The sequence below is a fragment of the Vibrio rarus genome (assembly GCF_024347075.1).
Taxonomy (GTDB): domain Bacteria; phylum Pseudomonadota; class Gammaproteobacteria; order Enterobacterales; family Vibrionaceae; genus Vibrio; species Vibrio rarus.
Genome location: NZ_AP024900.1, coordinates 1,171,666 through 1,192,652 on the forward strand (window position 1 = coordinate 1,171,666; position 20,987 = coordinate 1,192,652).

At 43.2% G+C, this 20,987-nt stretch carries 15 protein-coding genes, 8 tRNA genes and 2 pseudogenes; 18 read left to right on the forward strand and 7 right to left on the reverse strand.

All coding sequences use genetic code 11. The annotated features are described in order from the left end of the window. Positions 1-8: 8 nt before the first annotated feature. The gene (locus OCU56_RS05545) at positions 9-1,613 is read right to left on the reverse strand and encodes an ABC-F family ATPase (protein ID WP_261874536.1); all 1,605 of its coding nucleotides are present in this window, start codon (positions 1,611-1,613) and stop codon (positions 9-11) included. Positions 1,614-1,869: 256 nt separating this feature from the next. Between OCU56_RS05545 and OCU56_RS05550 the strand changes: the two genes are divergently transcribed. Then, the gene (locus OCU56_RS05550; protein WP_261874537.1) at positions 1,870-2,454 is read left to right on the forward strand and encodes a DUF1294 domain-containing protein; all 585 of its coding nucleotides are present in this window, start codon (positions 1,870-1,872) and stop codon (positions 2,452-2,454) included. A gap of 42 nt (positions 2,455-2,496) precedes the next feature. Here the strand turns inward: OCU56_RS05550 and OCU56_RS05555 are convergent, their stop codons facing one another. Beyond that, positions 2,497-2,988 (reverse strand): MarR family winged helix-turn-helix transcriptional regulator, encoded by a 492-nt coding sequence (locus OCU56_RS05555; protein ID WP_261874538.1) that lies wholly within the window; start codon positions 2,986-2,988, stop codon positions 2,497-2,499. Between the two features lie 97 nt (positions 2,989-3,085). On the opposite strand from OCU56_RS05555, the gene OCU56_RS05560 reads away from it, so the two are divergent. Next, on the forward strand, positions 3,086-4,243 hold the full coding sequence (locus tag OCU56_RS05560; protein WP_261874539.1) for a multidrug effflux MFS transporter: 1,158 nt from the start codon (positions 3,086-3,088) through the stop codon (positions 4,241-4,243). A gap of 51 nt (positions 4,244-4,294) precedes the next feature. Here the strand turns inward: OCU56_RS05560 and OCU56_RS05565 are convergent, their stop codons facing one another. After that, positions 4,295-4,615, reverse strand: a complete 321-nt coding sequence (locus OCU56_RS05565; RefSeq protein WP_261874540.1) for an HI1450 family dsDNA-mimic protein — start codon at positions 4,613-4,615, stop codon at positions 4,295-4,297. Between the two features lie 59 nt (positions 4,616-4,674). Continuing rightward, a complete protein-coding gene (locus tag OCU56_RS05570; protein WP_261874541.1) occupies positions 4,675-7,077 on the reverse strand; it encodes a DNA polymerase II in 2,403 nt (800 codons plus the stop codon). 333 nt (positions 7,078-7,410) lie between these two features. Between OCU56_RS05570 and uvrY the strand changes: the two genes are divergently transcribed. The 15 genes from uvrY (at position 7,411) to OCU56_RS05645 (ending at position 18,396) form a co-directional block, all read left to right on the forward strand. Further along, positions 7,411-8,055, forward strand: coding sequence for a UvrY/SirA/GacA family response regulator transcription factor (gene uvrY, locus OCU56_RS05575; protein WP_261874542.1), 645 nt, complete (start codon positions 7,411-7,413; stop codon positions 8,053-8,055). Then, positions 8,055-9,887 carry an excinuclease ABC subunit UvrC gene (gene uvrC, locus OCU56_RS05580; protein ID WP_261874543.1) on the forward strand — a complete coding sequence of 611 codons (1,833 nt, stop codon included), beginning with the start codon at positions 8,055-8,057 and terminating at the stop codon, positions 9,885-9,887. The genes uvrY and uvrC overlap by 1 nt, the downstream gene beginning before the upstream one ends. 76 nt (positions 9,888-9,963) lie before the next feature. Beyond that, on the forward strand, positions 9,964-10,515 hold the full coding sequence (gene pgsA / locus OCU56_RS05585; RefSeq protein ID WP_261874544.1) for a CDP-diacylglycerol--glycerol-3-phosphate 3-phosphatidyltransferase: 552 nt from the start codon (positions 9,964-9,966) through the stop codon (positions 10,513-10,515). 308 nt (positions 10,516-10,823) lie between these two features. Beyond that, positions 10,824-10,897: transfer RNA gene (locus OCU56_RS05590), tRNA-Cys, on the forward strand. 18 nt (positions 10,898-10,915) lie between these two features. Continuing rightward, positions 10,916-10,991, forward strand: a tRNA-Gly gene (locus OCU56_RS05595). A 277-nt stretch (positions 10,992-11,268) separates the two neighbouring features. After that, positions 11,269-11,355, forward strand: a tRNA-Leu gene (locus tag OCU56_RS05600). Positions 11,356-11,384: 29 nt separating this feature from the next. Beyond that, positions 11,385-11,460, forward strand: a tRNA-Gly gene (locus OCU56_RS05605). A 176-nt stretch (positions 11,461-11,636) separates the two neighbouring features. Further along, positions 11,637-11,723: transfer RNA gene (locus OCU56_RS05610), tRNA-Leu, on the forward strand. Positions 11,724-11,754: 31 nt separating this feature from the next. Further along, a tRNA-Gly gene (locus OCU56_RS05615) sits at positions 11,755-11,830 on the forward strand. 22 nt (positions 11,831-11,852) lie between these two features. Beyond that, positions 11,853-11,926, forward strand: a tRNA-Cys gene (locus OCU56_RS05620). A 16-nt stretch (positions 11,927-11,942) separates the two neighbouring features. Next, a tRNA-Gly gene (locus tag OCU56_RS05625) sits at positions 11,943-12,018 on the forward strand. Between the two features lie 499 nt (positions 12,019-12,517). Further along, positions 12,518-15,409, forward strand: coding sequence for a pyridoxal phosphate-dependent class III aminotransferase (locus tag OCU56_RS05630; RefSeq protein ID WP_261874545.1), 2,892 nt, complete (start codon positions 12,518-12,520; stop codon positions 15,407-15,409). A 12-nt stretch (positions 15,410-15,421) separates the two neighbouring features. Continuing rightward, positions 15,422-16,669 carry a carboxynorspermidine synthase gene (locus OCU56_RS05635; RefSeq protein WP_261874546.1) on the forward strand — a complete coding sequence of 416 codons (1,248 nt, stop codon included), beginning with the start codon at positions 15,422-15,424 and terminating at the stop codon, positions 16,667-16,669. A 72-nt stretch (positions 16,670-16,741) separates the two neighbouring features. Next, positions 16,742-17,872, forward strand: a complete 1,131-nt coding sequence (nspC, locus tag OCU56_RS05640) for a carboxynorspermidine decarboxylase (RefSeq protein WP_261874547.1) — start codon at positions 16,742-16,744, stop codon at positions 17,870-17,872. 224 nt (positions 17,873-18,096) lie between these two features. Next, positions 18,097-18,396, forward strand: a complete 300-nt coding sequence (locus tag OCU56_RS05645) for a hypothetical protein (RefSeq protein ID WP_261874548.1) — start codon at positions 18,097-18,099, stop codon at positions 18,394-18,396. A 202-nt stretch (positions 18,397-18,598) separates the two neighbouring features. Here the strand turns inward: OCU56_RS05645 and OCU56_RS05650 are convergent, their stop codons facing one another. The 3 genes and pseudogenes from OCU56_RS05650 to OCU56_RS05655 all read right to left on the reverse strand — a co-directional run bounded on the left by OCU56_RS05650 (position 18,599) and on the right by OCU56_RS05655 (position 19,983). Beyond that, positions 18,599-18,967 (reverse strand): hypothetical protein, encoded by a 369-nt coding sequence (locus OCU56_RS05650; protein WP_261874549.1) that lies wholly within the window; start codon positions 18,965-18,967, stop codon positions 18,599-18,601. Between the two features lie 6 nt (positions 18,968-18,973). Then, positions 18,974-19,330: pseudogene (locus tag OCU56_RS17505) on the reverse strand (DUF3307 domain-containing protein); the annotation flags it as partial. Then, entirely contained in the window at positions 19,327-19,983 is a 657-nt protein-coding gene (locus OCU56_RS05655) for a helix-turn-helix domain-containing protein (RefSeq protein ID WP_261874550.1), read from the reverse strand. The gene OCU56_RS05655 and the pseudogene OCU56_RS17505, both read right to left, overlap by 4 nt. Before the next feature lie 557 nt (positions 19,984-20,540). On the opposite strand from OCU56_RS05655, the pseudogene OCU56_RS05660 reads away from it, so the two are divergent. Continuing rightward, a pseudogene (locus OCU56_RS05660) lies at positions 20,541-20,798 on the forward strand (GNAT family N-acetyltransferase); the annotation flags it as partial. Positions 20,799-20,987: the final 189 nt, after the last annotated feature.

Consider the following 20,987-nt stretch of genomic DNA (forward strand, 5'->3'; position numbering starts at 1 on the left):
CCCTTAAATTACGCAACTTCGGCTATTTTTTGTAGGTGCGATAAATACTCATCATAAGTACCTTGGAAATTAACCAGTTGTTTATCTTTCACATCAATTATAGACGTGGCTAAAGAAGAGACAAACTCACGGTCATGGCTAACGAAAATCAGCGTACCTTGATAATCTTTTAGAGCGTTATTAAGGGCTTCGATGGCTTCCATATCCATGTGGTTAGTGGGTTCATCCATGACCAGCACGTTGATGTCTTGCATCATTAACTTGCCAAATAAGAGACGGTTTTTCTCGCCACCTGAGCAGTTTTTGGCTTTTTTATTGGCATCGTCTGCGGTAAACAGTAAGCGCCCTAAAATACCGCGTACCATAAGATCATCATGTTTTACTGTACGCCATTGGGAGATCCAGTCAAAAATGGTTAAGTCATTATCAAAATCGGCAGTGCTGTCTTGAGGGCAGTAGCCAATAGAAGCATTTTCTGACCATTTAACCACTCCCTGCTTTTGCTCCAATTCATTGACAAGGCAACGTAATAGGGTGGTTTTACCTACGCCATTTTCACCGATGACCGCAAGGCGAGTGCCAGCTTCGAGTAATAGATTTCCATTTTCAAATAGCAGTTCGTCGTCAAAGGCATGGCCAAGATCTTGTAACTCTAGCGCTTGGCGGTGCAGTTTTTTGCCTTCGCCAAAATCGATAGACGGGCTAATGCGACTGGATGATTTTACTTCGTCCAGTTTGATTTTATCCATTTTCTTCGCTCGAGAACTGGCTTGTTTTGCTTTAGATGCGTTAGCACCAAAGCGGTTCACAAAGTCTTGTAGTTCGCTAATTTCTGCGGATTTTTTGGCATTGCTGGCTAACAGTTGTTCGCGAATAAGGCCAGATGCTTCAAGGAAGTACTCATAGTTACCCGGATAAATGCGTAACTCGCCGTAATCGATATCCGCCATGTGGGTACATACTGAGTTAAGGAAGTGACGGTCATGGGAGATGATGATCATGGTGCACTTACGCTGATTTAATTCTTCCCCTAACCAATTGATGGTATGGATGTCCAAGTTGTTGGTGGGTTCATCAAGTAACAAGATATCAGGATTTGAAAATAGTGCTTGTGCCAATAGTACACGCAGTTTCCAGCCCGGTGCTACTTGCTGCATCAAACCAAAATGGAACTCTTCTTCAATACCCGCTTGTAATAAAATGTCACCCGCGCGACTTTCGGCGGTGTAACCGTTCATTTCAGCAAACTCGCTTTCTAGTTCGGCCACTTTCATGCCATCATCTTCACTCATTTCTGGAAGAGAATAAATGCGATCCCGTTCTTGTTTGATTTCCCACAATTTACGATCGCCCATGATCACAACATCAATAACATTGTGCTCTTCAAAGGCAAACTGGTCTTGGCTCAATACGCCCAGTTTTAGCCCTGGAGTAATAGAAACATTGCCAGAGCTTGGGGTTAACGCACCACTTAGGATCTTCATAAAGGTTGATTTGCCACATCCATTTGCGCCAATAAGGCCATAACGGTTGCCGTTACCAAACTTGGCTGAAATGTTTTCAAATAAAGGCTCAGCGCCAAATTGCATGGTGATGTTCGCAGTAGATATCAAAGAACTATTCCTAAGTGTTAAGGGGGGCTCCGCCTATATTAAGCGGTTCAAACAATACGTTTGCAGGCGCGGGATTATACAGAGTTATTCAACAAAAGACAGTTGTGTGAGCTTGATCACTGAGTATTTTGATTGCTTTAGCTTTCACTGTTACGGCACAATACTTTGAATAATACCAATGACTACGATTGGAATAACATTGCTCATGCTTGAGTTCGGTCAGTTAATAAAGGCGTGCCACCGTTTAGGAAAGGGAATGAAAGGACAGATCAAAGAATGGAATGACGCGAAAGGCTATGGCTTTATCTCGGCTTTAAATGGCGAGATAAAAGTGTTTATGCATGTGTCATCAATTACGGGGAGCAAGGGGCGACCAAAATTGAATGACAGCGTTGTTTTTCAGGTAGAAGAAGACAGTAAAGGGCGTTTAAATGCGAAAAAAGTGCGTATTCAAGGGGCCAGTGGCGTTTCTCTAACAGTTTGTTTTGCCTTGGGTTTCTTGCAGGTGGTCGCAGTGGGTGGCCTTGTGGTTGATGGGTTACCTCTTTTTGTTGCCAGTTATTGTGTACTTAGCCTAGTGAGCTATGCGTTTTTTTGGCGAGATAAGCGTGCCGCACAAAAAGGCCGTTGGCGAACCCCTGAAAGTACCTTACTACTATTGTCCATAGTAGGCGGTTGGCCAGGGGCATTACTGGCCCAATGTCAGTTTCGGCATAAATCTAAGAAACAACCATTTAAAACCCTGCTTTGGCTGTGTATTTTGTTGAATATATCTGGGTTAATTTGGCTTTTCACCGATAGCGGTCAAAGAATTTTGCAAAATATATCGCACTATCTTTAGACCATTAAGCCTGCCACGAGTCATGTCATACGAGGGGGGGTATTATTCCCATTCTTGCAACAGTTTGCTGAGTAACCGATCCAATTGTTGTTTCTCTGTGGCAGATAACCTTGCCATATTTTTATGCTCCAGTTGATGCAGCTCCTCTGTAACCACTTCGATAATGCGCAGTCCTTGTTCATTAAGCAATACCAATTTACTGCGCTTATCTAGAGGATTATCCTCACGACGTATTAATCCAGCACCCGTTAATCTATTGAGTACTTTTGTTAATCCTCCTGAACTGAATAGCATGGATTGGTACAGTTCGGTAGGAGAGAGGCAGTAAGGTGCAGGCTCTCGGCGCAGGGTTTCTAATACGCCAAAATCGGCCGCTTGCAGATCGTAATGCTTCACTAACTGTTCAACATTGTTGTGAAAATAGTCGTGTAAGCGGTGAATGCGCAGAATGGAAGGAGACAAAGTAGTATACGCTTCAGGCCAATGAATTTTGAATTTTTCTAGCCTATCTGCGACAGGGAAGTGATTATGCATTGTAAAATTTCCTTGTATGATTATATGAATTATACCTTGCTAGAAAGATACATTCCAAGTACTATCTTGCCGGAAAGATAACTGGACCCCTTTTTTTATGCCTCTCTCTAAAACATTTATTATTTTACTGGTGTCAATTGCCGCCATTTCTCCGTTTGCCACCGATAGCTACTTAGCCGCGATACCTATTATTGCAAATGATCTCAGCGCGGAAACGTCTTATGTCGCGATCACAGTGAGCCTATACGTTTTTGGCTTGGCAATTGGTCAACTATTAGGCGGACCGCTTTCGGACAAATATGGACGAAAAGCCATTATAGTACTTGGGTTATTAATTTTCTCTGCTGCCAGTATAGCGATTGGCTTTATTGATAGTTTGCATCAAATGTGGTGTTTTAGGATTATTCAAGCTGTAGGGGGTGGGGTTGCGGTGGTTGGCGTGCCAGCCATTATTCGTGATCGTACTTCGGGTAAAGAAACAGCACGACTGTTTTCGTTAGTTATGTTTATCGGTGCAATAGCCCCTTCTATTGCCCCTTCAGTGGGAACCTTGATCTTAAAGCTATTAGGTTGGCATTGGATCTTTATCGCTATGGGTTTGTTTGCACTCGTAATTAGCCTCAGCGTGACAGTAGCGATGCCAAAACAAGCTAGCGCAACCCGAGCGCGAAAATCACAAGGGTATAGAGCGGTATTTGCTGAGCGCAGAGCGTTGGGTTATATCGTATCGCAAGGCTTTGGTTTTGCCGTATTAATGTGTTTTCTAACCAATGTTGCCTTCGCTTATATTGAGCACTTTGCTATATCAGAAGAGCTATTTTCTCTATTATTAGTGCTTAATGTGGCCGGTGTTGCCTGTGTGAATCGATTAAATTCATTTTTATTGAATCGTTATGAACCGTCTTTATTGCTCAAGTTTTTCTTGAAGTTGCAGGTGCTGAGTGCCTTATTTTTAGTGTTGGTGACGTTTGTTTTCCCTCACACATTTATCTTGACTGTTATTGGTTTTGTGGTAACTACCGCGATGATCGGCGGGATCATGCCCAACTCAGCGGCGTCATTTATGCATTACTTTCCTGATAATGCAGGTACAGCATCGGCCACCCTTGGGGCGAGTCAGTATGTGATTGCCGCTATAGTGAGTGGCACAGCGGCGTTACTGTGTGTTGATTCCTTGTGGCCGCTGGTCTTAGTCATGCTGAGCTCTAGTGTCATTGCTCTATTGGGAGCGAGTAAAGCGTCTAAATGGCGTTAAACGCTGTTACTGCTGTGTTTACAAACGCAATTAACACTCAGTGGGCAATACTTAGTCGCGTTTCCATAAAATATGGCAGAACTTATGCTCTGGATCGCGCGACACTAACAGGCGAGCGAACACATCATCTAAAATATCATCGGCTTCATTGACGAGGCCAATTTTAATTTCTGCATAAATTTCTTTATCCACTTCAAAGCCAACGTGCGTGGCCCAGTCATCTCCCGTTTCAACTAATTCTGCAGCACCTCTGTCTTCAAATTGCAGAGTAAATAGTGCGACATCGGCCGCTTCAAGGTTGTCAGGGGCCATTTCGAGAAAAATGTCGTAAGCGGTATCAATAGTGTCGTCGTAAGACAAAAGTTCTGTCATTAGATTACCTTGGTAATGTATAGAATAATTGGCGTGATTGTACGCGGAAAACTTACGAATTAGAACAAACCAATTTGTGGTGCATTAATATCATCAAACCTCAAACCGACAAAGGGTAAGATGGCATCGGCAATGGGTTTAATTTGCTTTTCGATATAGTGATCATAATCAATAGGATTGCGCAGGTATTCAATAGGCTCAGGCCCTCCTGTCGTTATAACATAAGCAATGCGAGCGCGGTTTTGGTATTGCAAAGGCCGTCCTAATTGTTGGTTGATCTGATCAGCTAACCGCGCGGCGCGCACCTGCGGTGGAATGTTTTTTTGATAATCGTTCAGTCGGCGGCGCAGGCGCTTTCGATACACTAATTTGTCATCTAATGCGCCATTATTTACTTGCTCTACGGTATCGAGAATAAACGAAGTGGCGTCGAGACCATCAAAAATCAGTTGGTATAAGCGAGCTTGAAAATCTTGTGCTAACTCCGTCCAATCGCTGCGCGCACTTTCTAAGCCTTTAAAGACAATTCGCGAACCTTGCGCTGTTGTAACTCGCCCAGCGTAACGTTTTTTAGAGCCCGTTTCAGAGCCTCTTATGGTGGGCATAAAGAAGCGAGTAAAGTGCGTTTCGTATTCCAGTTCAAGCAATGAGGTGAGGTTATATTCCTCGGCGAGATGTTGTTTCCACCACTGGTTGATGTATTGAGTTAGAGCATGGCCAACGTCATCCGCTTGCTGTTGGCTACATTGGTTTTTTAACGATACAAAGGTGGAATCAGTATCGCCATAGATCACTTCATATCCTTGGCCTTCAATCAGCTTGCGGGTGGTCTTCATTATTTCGTGACCGCGTAACGTTATGGAAGACGCTAACCGAGTATCGAAGAAACGACAACCTGCAGAGCCAAGCACCCCATAAAAAGAGTTCATAATAATTTTAATCGCTTGAGAGAAGGCCGCTTCATTGTCTTTTTTAGCTTGATCTCTGGCATGCCATAATTCTTCAATCAAGTTCGGTAAGAAATGCTTTTCTCGGTGAAATTGCGCTTTTCTAAAACCGGGTACAGCTTGCTGATCTTGCTTGCCAATGGGCAATTGTAAGCCTTCTATTAGCCCCATGGGATCAATAAGAAAGCTGCGAATAATGGCGGGATAAAGGCTCTTAAAATCTAAAACTAGAACCGAATCGTATAAACCTGGCTTAGAATCCATAACAAAGCCACCGGGACTGGCTATCCAATCATTGGGGATAAGGTTAGGCGCAACATAACCACCTCTATGCAAGCGTGGTAAATAGAGATTGGAAAACGCCGCTACACTTCCCCCGAGACGATCCAGTGATAAGCCCGTTAATTTACTGCGCTGAATTAAGTAATCCAATAGGTGGGTTTTATTGAAAATTTTGTTCACTAGCACACAGTCTTGCAAGTTGTACTTGGCTAAAGCCTGCTTATCATGATGAAACATGTGATTGATTTCATCCATACGGTCTTGCACTTGGTGTATGGCTTTGCCTTCCCCTAATAACTGCTGTGATACCGATTCTAATGACCAAGAATCGAAGGAATAGGTGGCCGATTTAAGACCATCGATGCCATCAATAACCAAGCGACCAGCAATGGTAATAAAGCCTTGTTGACTCTGATTTGATTGGCGGTAGTAACAACTTTGTTTTCCTCGCCCTAAATTTAAACGAACTTTATTGTACTCGGCTCTTTGTACTAACAAGCGCATATCAAAGCCGATGACATTCCAGCCAATCACAATGTCAGGATCGAAGCGATTAAACCAATCAATCAGTGCGTACAGTAGCGCTTTTTCGTTTTCCACCCATTGAATGGGGGTTTCTGCGCACGCTTGTGGCTCGCCAATCATGATAACCCGGCTATCGAGAGGGGAGTCTAAACCTACAGAATAGAGAACCCCGTGCGCTGAACATTCTATATCTAAAGAGACCACAGAGAGTTTAGGTTGGTAATCTTTTGCTGCGCGACATTGCGCATTGCTGACTTTAATATAGCCATTTAACTGCTGTTCAGGGCCACTAAATTCCACTTGTCCCTGAATGTAGCGTTCCATGAGGTAACGGTCCACTAATCGAATGTCCGACTCATAGGTGGTAATGGTGTGTTCTGACAATATTGTGGCCAAGTTATTGGCCAGTTTTCTGGTGGGAAAATAGCAGGCGCACACAGAGTTCAGTTGAAATGTTTTTAAAGGTAAAGGGTTAATTTCACAAGGGATGTTGTGTTGCTGGGCTAAGGATTGCACTTGCTGTGCAAAATGGTGCTCAACAAAGTAAACCGATTTTTGCTGTTGAATTTGCAATAACGTTGGGCCTAAATCCGTAGCCACCCACAATTCAACTAGGCTTGAAGTGCCTATATCTTTACTTTGGCGTGTTATGATAAATCCAGAACGCAACGTATAAACCTTTTGGCTACTTTCATCTACACTGATCATATCAAACCGTTACCAAAGTGGTTATATGAAAATCAAATCTACAGAAAATCGTGTCAATAGCTTCATTTTATTGAGTGAAATTTAGCCACCTATCAACATTGACTGAAAAGGGCGGTAGCGTATTTATGGCTGATTTGTATAAAAATCGACCGTAGTAGCATATTATATCAGTACCAGTTCATACTAATTAAACTTAATTATTGTAAAACTAATTAAGAATGAGCATATTTCAATGTTGTGAACCTACGTCAATCGCGTAGAATAGTGCTCGCGTGTTATGAGTGACTCATAGCAATCTATGCAGCTAAAAATAAAAAGTGTGGAGATACAAGTTTGATTAATGTTTTCCTTGTAGATGATCACGAGCTTGTACGCACAGGGATAAGACGTATCATTGAAGACGTCCGTGGAATGAACGTAGCAGGGGAAGCTGACAGCGGTGAAGAATCTGTAAAATGGTGCCGGAGTAATCATGTTGATGTCATTTTGATGGACATGAATATGCCTGGTATTGGTGGCCTAGAGGCGACGAAAAAAATCTTACGTTTTAACCCTGATGTGAAGATAATCGTGCTAACGGTTCATACAGAGAACCCATTCCCAACTAAGGTAATGCAAGCGGGCGCTTGTGGTTATCTGACGAAAGGGGCGGGACCTGATGAAATGGTAAATGCTATACGCATGGTAAATAGCGGACAACGTTATATCTCACCAGAAATAGCACAGCAAATGGCGCTTAGCCAAGTCTCTCATACTTCCGATAACCCCTTTAAAGATCTCTCTGAACGAGAATTACAGATCATGTTAATGATCACTAAGGGCCAGAAAGTGACAGACATTTCGGAACAGTTAAGTCTTAGTCCAAAAACAGTCAATAGCTATCGTTATCGTCTGTTTAATAAACTGGATATTAACGGTGATGTTGAATTGACTCACCTTGCTATTCGTCACGGAATGTTAGATACAGAGACATTGTAGTGACAGCAGAGTTCGACTCAGTTTCGTTTCTTAAAACTGTTACTCATCAGCCCGGCGTCTATCGAATGTATAACGCCGAGGCTGTTGTGATTTATGTTGGTAAAGCCAAAGATCTGCAAAAACGCCTTGCCAGCTATTTTAGAAAAAACCTCGATAACGAAAAAACACGGGCCCTGGTCAGTCATATTGATCAAATAGACGTAACAGTGACACATACTGAAACGGAAGCCCTGATCCTTGAGCATAACTACATTAAGCAATACTTGCCTAAGTACAATGTGTTGCTCAGAGACGACAAATCCTACCCTTATATCTTCATTAGCCAGCATAAGCACCCTCGTTTATCCCTGCATAGAGGCAGTAAAAGGCGCAAAGGAGAATACTTTGGTCCTTATCCTGATTCTGGTGCCGTAAGACAAACGCTGCATTTATTACAAAAGATCTTGCCGGTTAGGCAATGCGAAGACAGCATTTACGCCAACCGTACTCGGCCGTGTCTTATGTATCAAATTGGCCGCTGTGCCGCCCCTTGTGTCAGTAGTATCATTTCTGATGAAGAATATGCCGATCTTATCCAATGGGTTCGGCTCTTTTTGCAAGGTAAAGACCAACAAGTTATTGGCAAGTTAATTGAAAAAATGGATGAGACTAGCCGTAATTTGCAGTTTGAACAAGCTGCAAAATATCGCGATCAAATTCAGGCTATTCGACGTATTCAAGAACAGCAATTTGTATCAGAAGACAGTTTTGATGATATTGATGTATTGGGTTATGCCCAAGAATCGGGTGTGGCGTGTGTGCATATTTTAATGATACGACAAGGCAAAATCTTGGGCAGTCGCAGCTTTTTCCCGAAATTGCCTCATAATAGCCAGCAAGATGAGATCTTTTACAGTTTTATTAGTCAGTATTATTTAAATCAATCTGAGGGCAGGGCATTGCCTAGTCGCTTAGTGTTTGCCAATGGTCTTTTATTCGATGAGACGCCATTCCAAGAGGCGTTGACTCAGCTGGCGGGAAGACGAGTCACTTTTCATGTCAACCCAAGCGGCCATCGTGGCCGTTATCTCAAACTGGCAAATACTAATGCCTTATCGGCAATTACCAGCAAGATTAACCATAAGATGACCATTGCTCAGCGCTTTAAAGAGTTGCAACAAGTGCTGAATATGGACTCAATTGGTCGTATGGAGTGTTTTGATATCAGTCATACTATGGGCGAAAGTACCATCGCCTCTTGTGTGGTGTTTAATCACGAAGGCCCAGTAAAACCCGAATATCGCCGTTATAACATTACCGGGATCACGGGAGGGGATGACTATGCCGCTATGGGGCAAGTGCTTGAACGTCGCTACTCTAAGCAGTTAGATGTGGATAAAATTCCAGACATCATCTTTATTGATGGTGGTAAAGGGCAACTCAACCGCGCCATAGAGATTATTTCCAAGTATTGGGAACAATGGCCAAAACGTCCTAGACTTATAGGAATAGCCAAAGGCGTTACGCGCAAGCCGGGATTAGAAACCATGATCACGGCAGAAGGGGATGAGTTCAATTTAGCCAGTGACGCCCCCGCTTTACATTTAATGCAACACATTCGTGATGAGAGCCATAACCACGCTATTGCCGGGCACAGAGCAAAACGAGGAAAAACTCGTCGCACTAGTGCGCTGGAGGGCATTGAAGGTGTTGGCCCTAAACGAAGACAAGCATTGCTAAAATATATGGGCGGTCTGCAAGAGTTGAAGAGAGCCAACGCTGAAGAAATAGCCAAAGTACCCGGTATCAGCAATTCTTTAGCAGAAAAGATTGTTCAAGCGTTGCAACACTAACTAAAATCCCGCAACATTAGGGGTAATCCTAAAGCCAAAAAGCATGTTGTTTAAATATGCCTTCAGAGTAAATAAAATGCGATTTACTATCCCAAATATACTTACCTTGCTCCGCTTGTTTTTGATACCAGTGTTTGTCATTGCATTCTACCTACCTTTTACCTGGGCACCTTTCACCGCAGCGATGGTGTTTTGGGTAGCCGGTTTTACCGATTGGCTTGATGGAGTACTTGCACGTAAGTTAGGGCAGACATCGCGTTTTGGTGCGTTCCTTGACCCTGTTGCCGATAAAGTCATGGTAGCCACCGCGTTGCTATTAATTGCAGAGCATTACAATACCATTTGGATCACTATCCCCGCCATCATCATGATTTCAAGAGAGATCATTATTTCAGCACTACGGGAATGGATGGCAGAAATAGGCAAACGTTCAAATGTTGCCGTGTCATGGATAGGCAAAGTAAAAACCTTCTCGCAAATGTTTGCTCTTTGGGTCTTGATCTGGCGCTATGATGACTGGATGATTTGGATTGGCTATTTAGCACTATTTGTCGCAACAGTACTCACCTTATGGTCAATGATACAGTATTTGCATGCAGCTAAAGATGATTTGCTCGAAGCGGATTAAGCCAAATAGAAAAAAGAAGTCAGCGTAAGCTGGCTTTTTTTTTGTTTTTTACTCGCTTCAAGGGGTATTTTACCTTATTGATTATTTCTTGCCTGCTCAAACAAACAGTTACCCGAAAATAGGCTGAAGAAAAATAGAACAATTGTGCTGTATTTTAACCAATTTTTGATACTTATCTAACCATCTTGCATTGGTTTGTTTGTAAAGCGAGCAAACGAATCATATTTCGAAAAATTTTATTGACTCACACAGTCGAATCCGTAAAATGCCACCCCGTACCCAAGAGGAATTACCTCACTAAGTACTACGGCGCCTTGGCAGAGTGGCTATGCAGCGGATTGCAAATCCGTGGACCTCGGTTCGATTCCGGGAGGCGCCTCCATTCTCTTTTAGAGAAATTGCGACACTAGCTCAGTTGGTAGAGCGCAACCTTGCCAAGGTTGAGGTCACGAGTTCGAACCTCGTGTGTCGCTCCAAATTTACAACATCATATCAACATCAGTTGGTAGAGCGTAACCTTGCCAAGGTTGAGGTCACGCTTATGTTCAAGGGAAAGCGAACCTCGTGTGTCGCTCCAAATTTACAACATCATATCAACATCAGTTGATAGAGCGTAACCTCGCCAAGGTTGAGGTCACGCTTATGTTCAAGGGAAAGCGAACCTCGTGTGTCGCTCCAAATTACAAATTATAAGATAGTGAACGTAAGTTCGTTATTGAAGATGGTGTCTTACCCATCGCAACAAGTTTGCGTGCCCTGGTGGTGGAATTGGTAGACACAAGGGATTTAAAATCCCTCGGCGTTCGCGCTGTGCCGGTTCAAGTCCGGCCCGGGGCACCATCTATTTTTGTTCTTCTAAAGAACATACTGCGACACTAGCTCAGTTGGTAGAGCGCAACCTTGCCAAGGTTGAGGTCACGAGTTCGAACCTCGTGTGTCGCTCCAAATTTAGAACACCATATCAACATCAGTTGATAGAGCGTAACCTCGCCAAGGTTGAGGTCACGCTTATGTTCAAGGGAAAGCGAACCTCGTGTGTCGCTCCAAATTACAAATTATAAGATAGTGAACATAAGTTCGTTATTGAAGATGGTGTCTTACCCATCGCAACAAGTTTGCGTGCCCTGGTGGTGGAATTGGTAGACACAAGGGATTTAAAATCCCTCGGCGTTCGCGCTGTGCCGGTTCAAGTCCGGCCCGGGGCACCATCTATTTTTATGTTCTTCTAAAGAACATACTGCGACACTAGCTCAGTTGGTAGAGCGCAACCTTGCCAAGGTTGAGGTCACGAGTTCGAACCTCGTGTGTCGCTCCAAATTTATTGATACAAAGAATATGGCGCCTTGGCAGAGTGGCTATGCAGCGGATTGCAAATCCGTGGACCTCGGTTCGACTCCGGGAGGCGCCTCCATAATTCTAAAAGTTATGCGACACTAGCTCAGTTGGTAGAGCGCAACCTTGCCAAGGTTGAGGTCACGAGTTCGAACCTCGTGTGTCGCTCCAAATTAAAAGCCTTAGCAGAAATGCTGAGGCTTTTTTAATGCCTGAAATGTGCCATTTTATCTATGCAACATTTTGAAATAAAAAAGTGCGCATAATATTGGGCGATTCTATTGCTATCTCATTGTTTTATTGATAAATTCCCGCGCAATCTCAGGGGACCCTGAGGGACACGCGTAATAAGCATTCTAAGCTGATTGTGATATTACGTAGGGTAGGTATCAAACGGCCATCGTTTGATAGATGGGAAAGAGCATGTCAGAGATGACATCGAAACAGGCACCCAACATGAATCAATCTAATCTGACAATCAGCTTTGTACTTCCGGCTTACAGTATTATTACTGAGCCTTGATCTGTCACCTCTGACGATCACCCCAAAGTGACTAACTTCTTTACCTTCTCTCTTTGAGGCAGGTTTACGTACCATCTTTTTTGTAATGCCATCAAGTCCATTTCTATGAATGGGCTTAGGCAGATACTACTCCAATTTAGGTAAATCTATGAGTTCTGCATTTGAATTTGAAATTTCGGCAAGTAATGCTGAGTTTTCAAGTGATGTTCCTGTTGTTGAGGGCCTTTACGACCTCACTCCAGATCAAATGTTAATTGATCAAGCTGAGCACGAATCTGAGGTTCGTTCATACCCTCGTCGTCTTCCTCTTGCCATTAAACGTGCTTATGGCGCGTTGGTTGAAGATACGCGCGGTCAAATGTTTTTAGACTGTTTGGCAGGTGCGGGTACTTTGGTGCTTGGCTATAACCATCCAGAAATTAATCATGCTTTGAAAAAAGAGCTAGAAAGTGGTTTGCCGTATCAAACCCTTGATATGACCACCCAAGCAAAAGATACCTTTATCAAGCGGGTTAAAGCTTTTTTACCCGAAGAGTTTGCTAAAAACTCAGCCATTCAGTTTTGTGGTCCATCCGGTGCGGACGCCGTAGAAGCGGCCATCAAACTGGCGAAGCAAACCACAGGTCGTAATACCGTATTTGCCTTTCGTGGTGCCTATCATGGCATGACCAACGGCACTATGGGCATGATGGGCAATTTAAGTACTAAAGCGCGCCGTACTGGTTTGATGTCAGATGTGCACTTTATGCCATTTCCATATAACCTGCGTTGCCCGTTTGGTTTAGGCGGCGATGCCGGTGCTAAAGCGAGCATCCGTTATATGGAACGCCTGCTAAATGATGATGAGTCGGGCATTATGAAGCCTGCCGCCATTTTTGTAGAGCCAGTGCAAGGGGAGGGAGGCGTGATCCCAGCCCCAGCATTTTGGCTACGCGAACTGCGCCGCATTTGTGATGAGCACAATATCTTACTGGTGCTTGACGAAATTCAATGTGGCGTAGGTAAAACCGGTTATAACTTTGCTTTTGAAGAAGCAGGTATTAGCCCTGACATCTTGTGTCTTTCTAAGGCCATTGGCGGCGGCTTACCAATGTCATTGCTGGTGTTTAAAAAAGAAAATGATACTTGGAACGCTGGAGAGCATACCGGAACGTTCCGTGGTAATCAGTTAGCCATGGTGACCGGTGCTAAAGCCCTTGAGATCATTGAGCGTGATAACCTTGTTGAACATGCTGCAAAAGCAGGTCAGTACTTACGTGAAGGCTTAGAAGCCATTCAACGTCGCGTTAACTGCATTGCAGAAGTGCGTGGTAAAGGTTTGATGCTTGGCGTCGAGATTGTAAAACCAAGCGGTGAATGCAACAAATTTGCTGAGCGTATTGCCGATGGCGACCTAACGCTTGCTATACAGCGCGCCGCACTTGAGCGTGGTTTGATGGTTGAAAAAGGCGGTCGTGATGGCAGTGTCATTCGTTTCCTTCCTCCTATTATCATCTCTTACGCGCAAATCGACTTTGCGTTAAAAACCCTGCAAGAGGCGATTTTAGCCGCAGGCGGTTCACTTAAAGATCCCGAGCCGACCGATAAGCAGTGGCAACAACACTTTGTGCACACTGGCGTAGAAGGCGCAGACGAGTTCGCGAAAGTCATGCACCACACAGTGGATGCGATGAAGTCGGTTTTTGCCGCAGTCGATAAACCGTATTCTGGGGTGGACCCGCAACAACTTGAAGCGAAAATCAATGAAGTTGATCTTAATTCTGGTAATCAAGAACTTACGCAAGTTGTCGACACTACTGCCGAATTAGTCGCTAAAAACTCAATTATGGTACAGCACCCTAATTGTATTGCGCATTTACATACGCCTCCTATGATGCCGGCGATTGCGGCAGAAGCGATGATTGCAACACTCAATCAATCAATGGATTCATGGGATCAAGCCTCTGCTGCAACTTATGTTGAGCAAAAAGTGGTGGATTGGCTGTGCGAGCAATACCAAATGGGCGAAGCTTCTGATGGCGTATTTACCAGTGGTGGTACGCAAAGCAACCAAATGGGTCTGCTTCTAGCGCGTGACTGGTTTGCAGATGTCACCAGCCAACATTCTATTCAAAAGCTTGGCAACCCAAACTATGCAGACAAACTGCGTATCTTTTGCTCTGACAAATCTCATTTCACCGTGCAAAAATCAGCAGCGTGGATGGGACTGGGCGAAAAATCAGTGGTGTGCATTCAAACCTTTGAAGATGGCAGCATAGATACTCAGGCTCTTGCCGATGCCGTCATTAAAGCGAAAAGTGAAGGTCTAATGCCGTTTGCGATGGTGGCCACAGCGGGCACGACCGATCACGGCGCCATTGATGACATTAACGCCATGGTCGATATCGCCAAACGCGAAAATCTGTGGCTGCATGTGGATGGCGCGTACGGCGGAGCATTAATCCTCAGCAGTCATAAACATCGTCTGCAAGGCATAGAAAAAGCCGATTCTGTATCGGTGGATTTCCATAAGCTGTTTTATCAAACAATCAGCTGTGGCTCGCTACTAGTTAAAGACAAAGCCAACTTTAACTATCTATTGCATCACGCTGACTACTTAAATCGTGAGCATGATGAGTTGCCAAACTTGGTTGATAAAACCATGGCGACCACTAAGCGTTTTGACGCGCTAAAAGTGTACATGACCATGCAAAACGTGGGCCCTAAAACACTAGGCGCAATGTACGACCATTTGCTTGAGCAAACACAGCAAGTTGCCAGCATGGTGAAAAAGCACGCGATGTTTGACCTGTTGGCAACGCCTTCACTTTCAACCGTATTGTTCCGTTGCAAGCACCTTGATGCTGGTCGCTTAGACAAGCTAAATCAGCAAGTGCGTATTGAAGCATTAGTTCGCGGCGTTGCAGTATTAGGCGAAACCATTGTGAATGGTCATTCTGCGCTTAAATTTACAATTTTAAATCCGTGTCTGACCTTGTCGGATTTCGAAACATTATTAAATGACATTGATAAGCTAGCGGTAGAGCTAGCGGCACAATAAAGGAAATACAAAATGGCAGTTTTGCAAATTGGCGCAGGTGGCGTTGGTTGGGTAGTGGCGCATAAAGCCGCACAAAATAATGATGTGTTGGGGGATATTACGATTGCCTCACGCACTATCGCAAAATGTGACAAGATCATTGATTCGATCAAAGGTAAAAACAACCTTAAAGATCCTGCAAAAACCTTACAATCACGCGCAATTGATGCAGACGATGTGGCCGCTCTGGTTGCGCTAATCAAAGAAGTGAAACCTGATTTGGTGATTAATGCGGGTCCTCCTTGGGTTAACATCACCATCATGGAAGCGTGTCTGCAAGCGAAGGTGTCTTACTTAGATACTTCTGTGGCGGTAGATTTATGCTCTGAAGGACAACAAGTACCACAAGCTTATGATTGGCAGTGGGGCTTCCGTGATAAGTTTAAAGAAGCGGGTATTACCGGTATTCTTGGCGCAGGTTTTGATCCAGGTGTCGTTAGCGTATTTGCCGCTCACGCTGTTAAGCATTTGTTTGATGAGATTGACACCATCGATGTAATGGACGTGAACGCAGGCGATCACGGCAAGAAGTTTGCCACTAACTTTGATCCTGAAACCAATATGCTAGAAATCCAAGGCGATTCTTTCTATTGGGAAAATGGCGAGTGGAAACAAGTCGGCTGTCACGAGCGTATGTTTGAGTTCGATTTCCCGTTAGTAGGCAAGCATAAAGTTTACTCAATGGCGCACGATGAAGTACGTTCTATGCAAGAGTTTATCCCAGCAAAACGCATTGAGTTTTGGATGGGCTTTGGCGATGCATACTTAAACTACTTTAACTGTATGCGCGATATTGGTCTGCTTAGCCCAGATCCGCTGACTTTGCATGACGGCACGGTTGTACAACCTTTGCATGTGCTGAAAGCTATGCTGCCTGATCCAACGTCTCTAGCACCGGGTTACAAAGGTAAGACTTGTATCGGTACTTGGGTTCGCGGCACTAAAGACGGTAAAGCGCGCGGCGTATTTATCTACAACAACGCCGATCATGAAGTGGCGTATGAAGATGTTGAGCATCAAGCCATTTCTTATACCACTGGCGTTCCTGCAATTACGGCAGCGCTGCAATATTTCCGTGGTAAGTGGGCAGAAGCAGGCGTGTTCAATATGGAACAGCTTGACCCTGATCCGTTCTTAGCAACGATGCCAGAGATTGGTCTTGATTGGCACGTACAAGAGCTTGATCCACAGCAAGCGCCAGATATTCAAACTCTGAAATAGACTTAACGATTATCTTCTAAATTAAAGCCGGTATTTATGCCGGCTTTGTTCGGTTAAAGAGCTAGACAACTTATGAACCATTCCCAATTGCAAACACCGTACTTCATGATTGATGAAGGCAAACTCATTCAAAACCTTGAAATCGCTAAAAAGCTCAAAGAGCTTTCTGGCGTCAAACTGGTCTTGGCACTGAAATGCTTCTCTACTTGGGGCGTATTTGACATCATCAAGCCTTACCTTGATGGCACCACCAGCAGTGGTCCTTATGAGGTGAAATTGGGTCACGAAACCTTTGGCGGCGAAACTCACGCTTACAGTGTGGGCTACACCGAGCAAGACGTCATCGAAGTGGCGAGTGTTTGCGATAAAATGATCTTCAACTCTCAAAGCCAGTTGGCGCACTACCGTCACCTTGTCGAAGGCAAAGCTTCAATTGGTTTGCGTTTAAATCCAGGTGTGAGCGTAGCAGGGCAAGATCTTGCCAACCCTGCGCGTCAATACTCGCGCCTTGGCGTGCAAGCGGATCAAATTAAGCCTGACGTCTTTGCCAGCATTGATGGCGTCATGTTCCACATGAACTGTGAGAACAAAAGTGCTGACTCGTTTATTGGCTTATTGGATTCGATTTCTGCGCAGTTTGGTGATTACCTAGACCAAATGAAATGGGTCAGCTTGGGTGGCGGCGTCTTTTTCACATGGCCGGGATATGAGCTTGAAAAACTCGCCTCCGCTCTGAAAAGCTTTTCGCAAAAGCATGGCGTTCAGCTTTATCTAGAACCCGGCGAAGCCATCATCACCAAAACCGCCGATCTTGTGGTCACCGTGGTCGATATTGTAGAAAACGACAAAAAAACCGCCATTGTAGACTCGGCAACCGAAGCGCACCGTTTAGATACGCTTATCTATGACGAGCCTGCATCCATTTTAGAGGCGCAAGAGGGTGCAGAGCATCACTACGTGATTGGTTCATGCTCTTGCCTAGCAGGCGATCAGTTCTGCGAAACCCAATTTGCCAAGCCACTAATAATAGGCCAACGCCTACACATCATGGATAGCGCCGGATACACCATGGTAAAACTGAACTGGTTCAACGGCATTAAAATGCCATCCATCTACTGCCAACGCACCAGCGGCGAAATAGTAAAACTCAACGAATTTGGATATTCCGATTTTAAACGCTCACTGTCGCAGTGGTCTGTTTAATAGTGATGTAAAGCTCGTTTAAAATTGTGATGGTATAAAGAAAGCCCTAATTGACTTGCGATGATGCGAGTTGTTAGGGCTTTTTTGTATTTATATTTCCCAATTTTCCGCAACAGCGATAGTAAATCAGCAATCCGCAACTAAACGGTTATAGCAATAAAGAGTGTTAGCTTTTTATAGTCGCTCGGAGTTAACGGTAACCTTCAACATTAGAGGATTTAAAAATGTATAAATTTACGGCTTTACTGAATACGGCAAACAAAACTGCTTACTTATCAGGGAACAATAATTGTTCTTCCGAACTGTCTTTAGATGAGATGTATGAAATAGTGACTAATATTACCGGGTTATCGCCGACATCGCCTTATGCTCTGTGGGCTAGTTCTCTCACTTCAGTCAAGTACTTTAAGTTTGTTGTTTTTTTGGGAGAAAAAGAAGAAATTAAGATTCAAGCGAAAGCTTATGCGCAAGAAGGTGGATCTACTAAGATCTTTCAAGGTCGGCCAACTATTGCAAGAGATTGAGTGCATAATAAATAAGAAAAAGTGTCGCTCAGTCGACACTTCATCTGGGGGTTGAGCAAGCCCAATCACGTAGTTGCCTTTTATTAGTAAGTTGCTCTTTGGTGGCTTTGCTATCAGATTCTGGAACGTAAATAGGTGGCACTCACTTTAACCTACGTAACTGGAGGTTAGCACTGGCGTGGCGGCATTATGTCGTGACTTTTTAAATAAAGTTCTTTACGGCTAATCCAATAATCGATGTAATCGCTACTGAAAGTAATGAACCTAATAGAACGTATTCTGTTAGTTTATGATTTTTTGAATTGTTTAATTCGCCAAACCTGAATATCGACTTAGCCGCTAATATGAACCCTATGACGGAAAATTGGCCTGTTATAGTAAAAGTGAGTATTAATGTTCGTTCTAAATACCCGATAACGACGCCACCTGAAATCAAGCCTTCGTTTTCTTCATTAACCTCTGGTGTATATTTAGATAAAACAGAACCAATGAAAATTGAAGTAGGCTGGTAAATGACAATATAAGCAAGTGCGATAGCGAGGTTACTTTTAGTAATAATGATATCCGTCATTGTTGATATGGACAGATCTAATGGGGATACATGCAACGCAACTGCAACTAAGACTGTTATGTGTAGTATTTGGTCAAGAAGGAAGTACCGCAATCTTTTGCCTAAGTATGTCTTAATGAGATCGATTAGGCAGTGAGAAACGCCAATAATGATCAGTATACAGATAATGGTATGCCAATTTGTAGTGATAAATAAAATTGGGATGGACGAAACTAAGCCGTGTATTGCTGAATGTATATACAGCTTGATAGACCTTTCTTTCTTGTCATGTTTGTCTTGAATCCATGATTTTGGCTGCAAATAGAAGTCGCTCACTACATGCAAAATGGTAAGAAATAGAAGTAAAATGAGAAATGTATTCAAAGAAAAAACGCCCTTACTTTTTGCGAAAATAATTGTGTATATTCAGTGAGTAAGTTTAATTTTGCCGAATTTATGGAGCGGTTTACTGATACTCTATGTACACCCAATAACTCCGCTATTTCTTTCTGTGTCAGAGTGTGCTTATTTTTAAGTACGATATATGTGATTGCGCATTGGCGCTCTGTCATTTCTGATATTTGCTGATCTAAGTATTTAGTGAGTAGATCAAAGTGTTCATTGAATGGCTGTACTAGCGACGAGACTTTCAATGTGTCTGTCGTCATATTGTCTAACGCTCTTCCTGATAAAGTGAAAGCATCACCTGTTGAACTGCCAATAGTATGTCGAATAGACACATCATGTCCTATAGCAAGGCTTATTCTACAATCATAGGTACTATTTCTAGTTTTTAGGCCAGTTTTCAGTAATAGTGCGTACGTGGCTGCATTTTCTACGTCTTGAACTAAGACTTGAAATGAATCGCCTCTAGTCACTTCGAATTTATTGTTTGGATTTAGAGAGCGAATCAGTGCGAGCTGATTATGCAAGGTATATAGTAGGTCCTCATACATACTGTGTTCTAGTTCGGTAGAACGTATAATATCGCCACTTAATACGGCTATAGGCCTGACTCGTTGTTCTTGTTCTTCCATATCTAAGCTCCTATATACATAAATAGTGCTGTATTGCTACCTTACTTTAATAGTAACGTGTTTAGGTTACTTCTTCTAGTAGTAACCTATTTACGTTACTTTCTTTGATAGTAACGTTTTGACGTTACTTATTTTGAGTGTATTTGACTCACATCCCTAAGTAACTCCTTCTGGCAGGGTATAACTGTTAGAATTAAGCATTCTTGAAGTACCTCCTCGGGGACATTATGTCTATATTCACCAAGCTTAAAAATCAAATCCGCATTGGGTCCGTATAAGTTGCGCTTTGGTTGTTTGAATTTCATACTCAATTTAATTGCGGAATCACTCTGTATGATTGGAGGTTTTATGACTACGGCAAGGCTTGATATTCACCTGGATGAGAAATTAAAGCTAAGGCTGAGAAAGCATCATTTTGCAGTGGTGAAGAAAAGTTAAACGATTTTTCAAAATTAAGCTGCTAAAAGATGCAAGTAGGTATTAGCCGTACTATGGTTTTTTCTGCTTCTATGCCATTACTTTAGCATGGGACTGTAAAATTAGAGGATATTGATAATATGGATATCGTATATGAAATTGATGTGACTGAAGATCAGCACAAGTCGATTGGAATTTTGAGAAGTCACTCATTTCCAGAGCATCAAGTTGAACGCTCCTATTACAAACAACTCCCTCATATGCGTGCTTTACAATATAAAGGTGACACACTCGTTGGCTATCTAGGGCTAGATCATCGTGTAATAAATGTTGGAGGCGAGGTGTATCGTGTCTTAGGCGTCATTGATTTTTGTATTGCTGAACAGTTTCAAGGAAAATGAACAAATGTTTATGTAGACACCCATACTCAAGTGCTCATTTCAGTACGCTCTCAGCACTCCTTCATTGCTCTCCTCATTCCTCATCTGCTAACAGGCCACAGACTCCTGAGTGTTAAAAAAGACTGATTTTTAATCGAAATTCAATATCCATGTTTTGTTTGACTATCTTTAAGGTATTGATAAGCA

Excerpts from the sequence above, each read along its gene's own strand:
- OCU56_RS05550 (WP_261874537.1), top strand. The coding sequence starts at position 1,870 with ATGAAAGGACAGATCAAAGAATGGAATGACGCGAAAGGCTATGGCTTT.
- OCU56_RS05555 (WP_261874538.1), bottom strand. The coding sequence starts at position 2,988 with ATGCATAATCACTTCCCTGTCGCAGATAGGCTAGAAAAATTCAAAATT.
- OCU56_RS05560 (WP_261874539.1), top strand. The coding sequence starts at position 3,086 with ATGCCTCTCTCTAAAACATTTATTATTTTACTGGTGTCAATTGCCGCC.
- OCU56_RS05565 (WP_261874540.1), bottom strand. The coding sequence starts at position 4,615 with ATGACAGAACTTTTGTCTTACGACGACACTATTGATACCGCTTACGAC.
- OCU56_RS05570 (WP_261874541.1), bottom strand. The coding sequence starts at position 7,077 with ATGATCAGTGTAGATGAAAGTAGCCAAAAGGTTTATACGTTGCGTTCT.
- pgsA (WP_261874544.1), top strand. The coding sequence starts at position 9,964 with ATGCGATTTACTATCCCAAATATACTTACCTTGCTCCGCTTGTTTTTG.
- OCU56_RS05630 (WP_261874545.1), top strand. The coding sequence starts at position 12,518 with ATGAGTTCTGCATTTGAATTTGAAATTTCGGCAAGTAATGCTGAGTTT.
- OCU56_RS05635 (WP_261874546.1), top strand. The coding sequence starts at position 15,422 with ATGGCAGTTTTGCAAATTGGCGCAGGTGGCGTTGGTTGGGTAGTGGCG.
- nspC (WP_261874547.1), top strand. The coding sequence starts at position 16,742 with ATGAACCATTCCCAATTGCAAACACCGTACTTCATGATTGATGAAGGC.
- OCU56_RS05645 (WP_261874548.1), top strand. The coding sequence starts at position 18,097 with ATGTATAAATTTACGGCTTTACTGAATACGGCAAACAAAACTGCTTAC.
- OCU56_RS05650 (WP_261874549.1), bottom strand. The coding sequence starts at position 18,967 with ATGACGGATATCATTATTACTAAAAGTAACCTCGCTATCGCACTTGCT.
- OCU56_RS05655 (WP_261874550.1), bottom strand. The coding sequence starts at position 19,983 with ATGGAAGAACAAGAACAACGAGTCAGGCCTATAGCCGTATTAAGTGGC.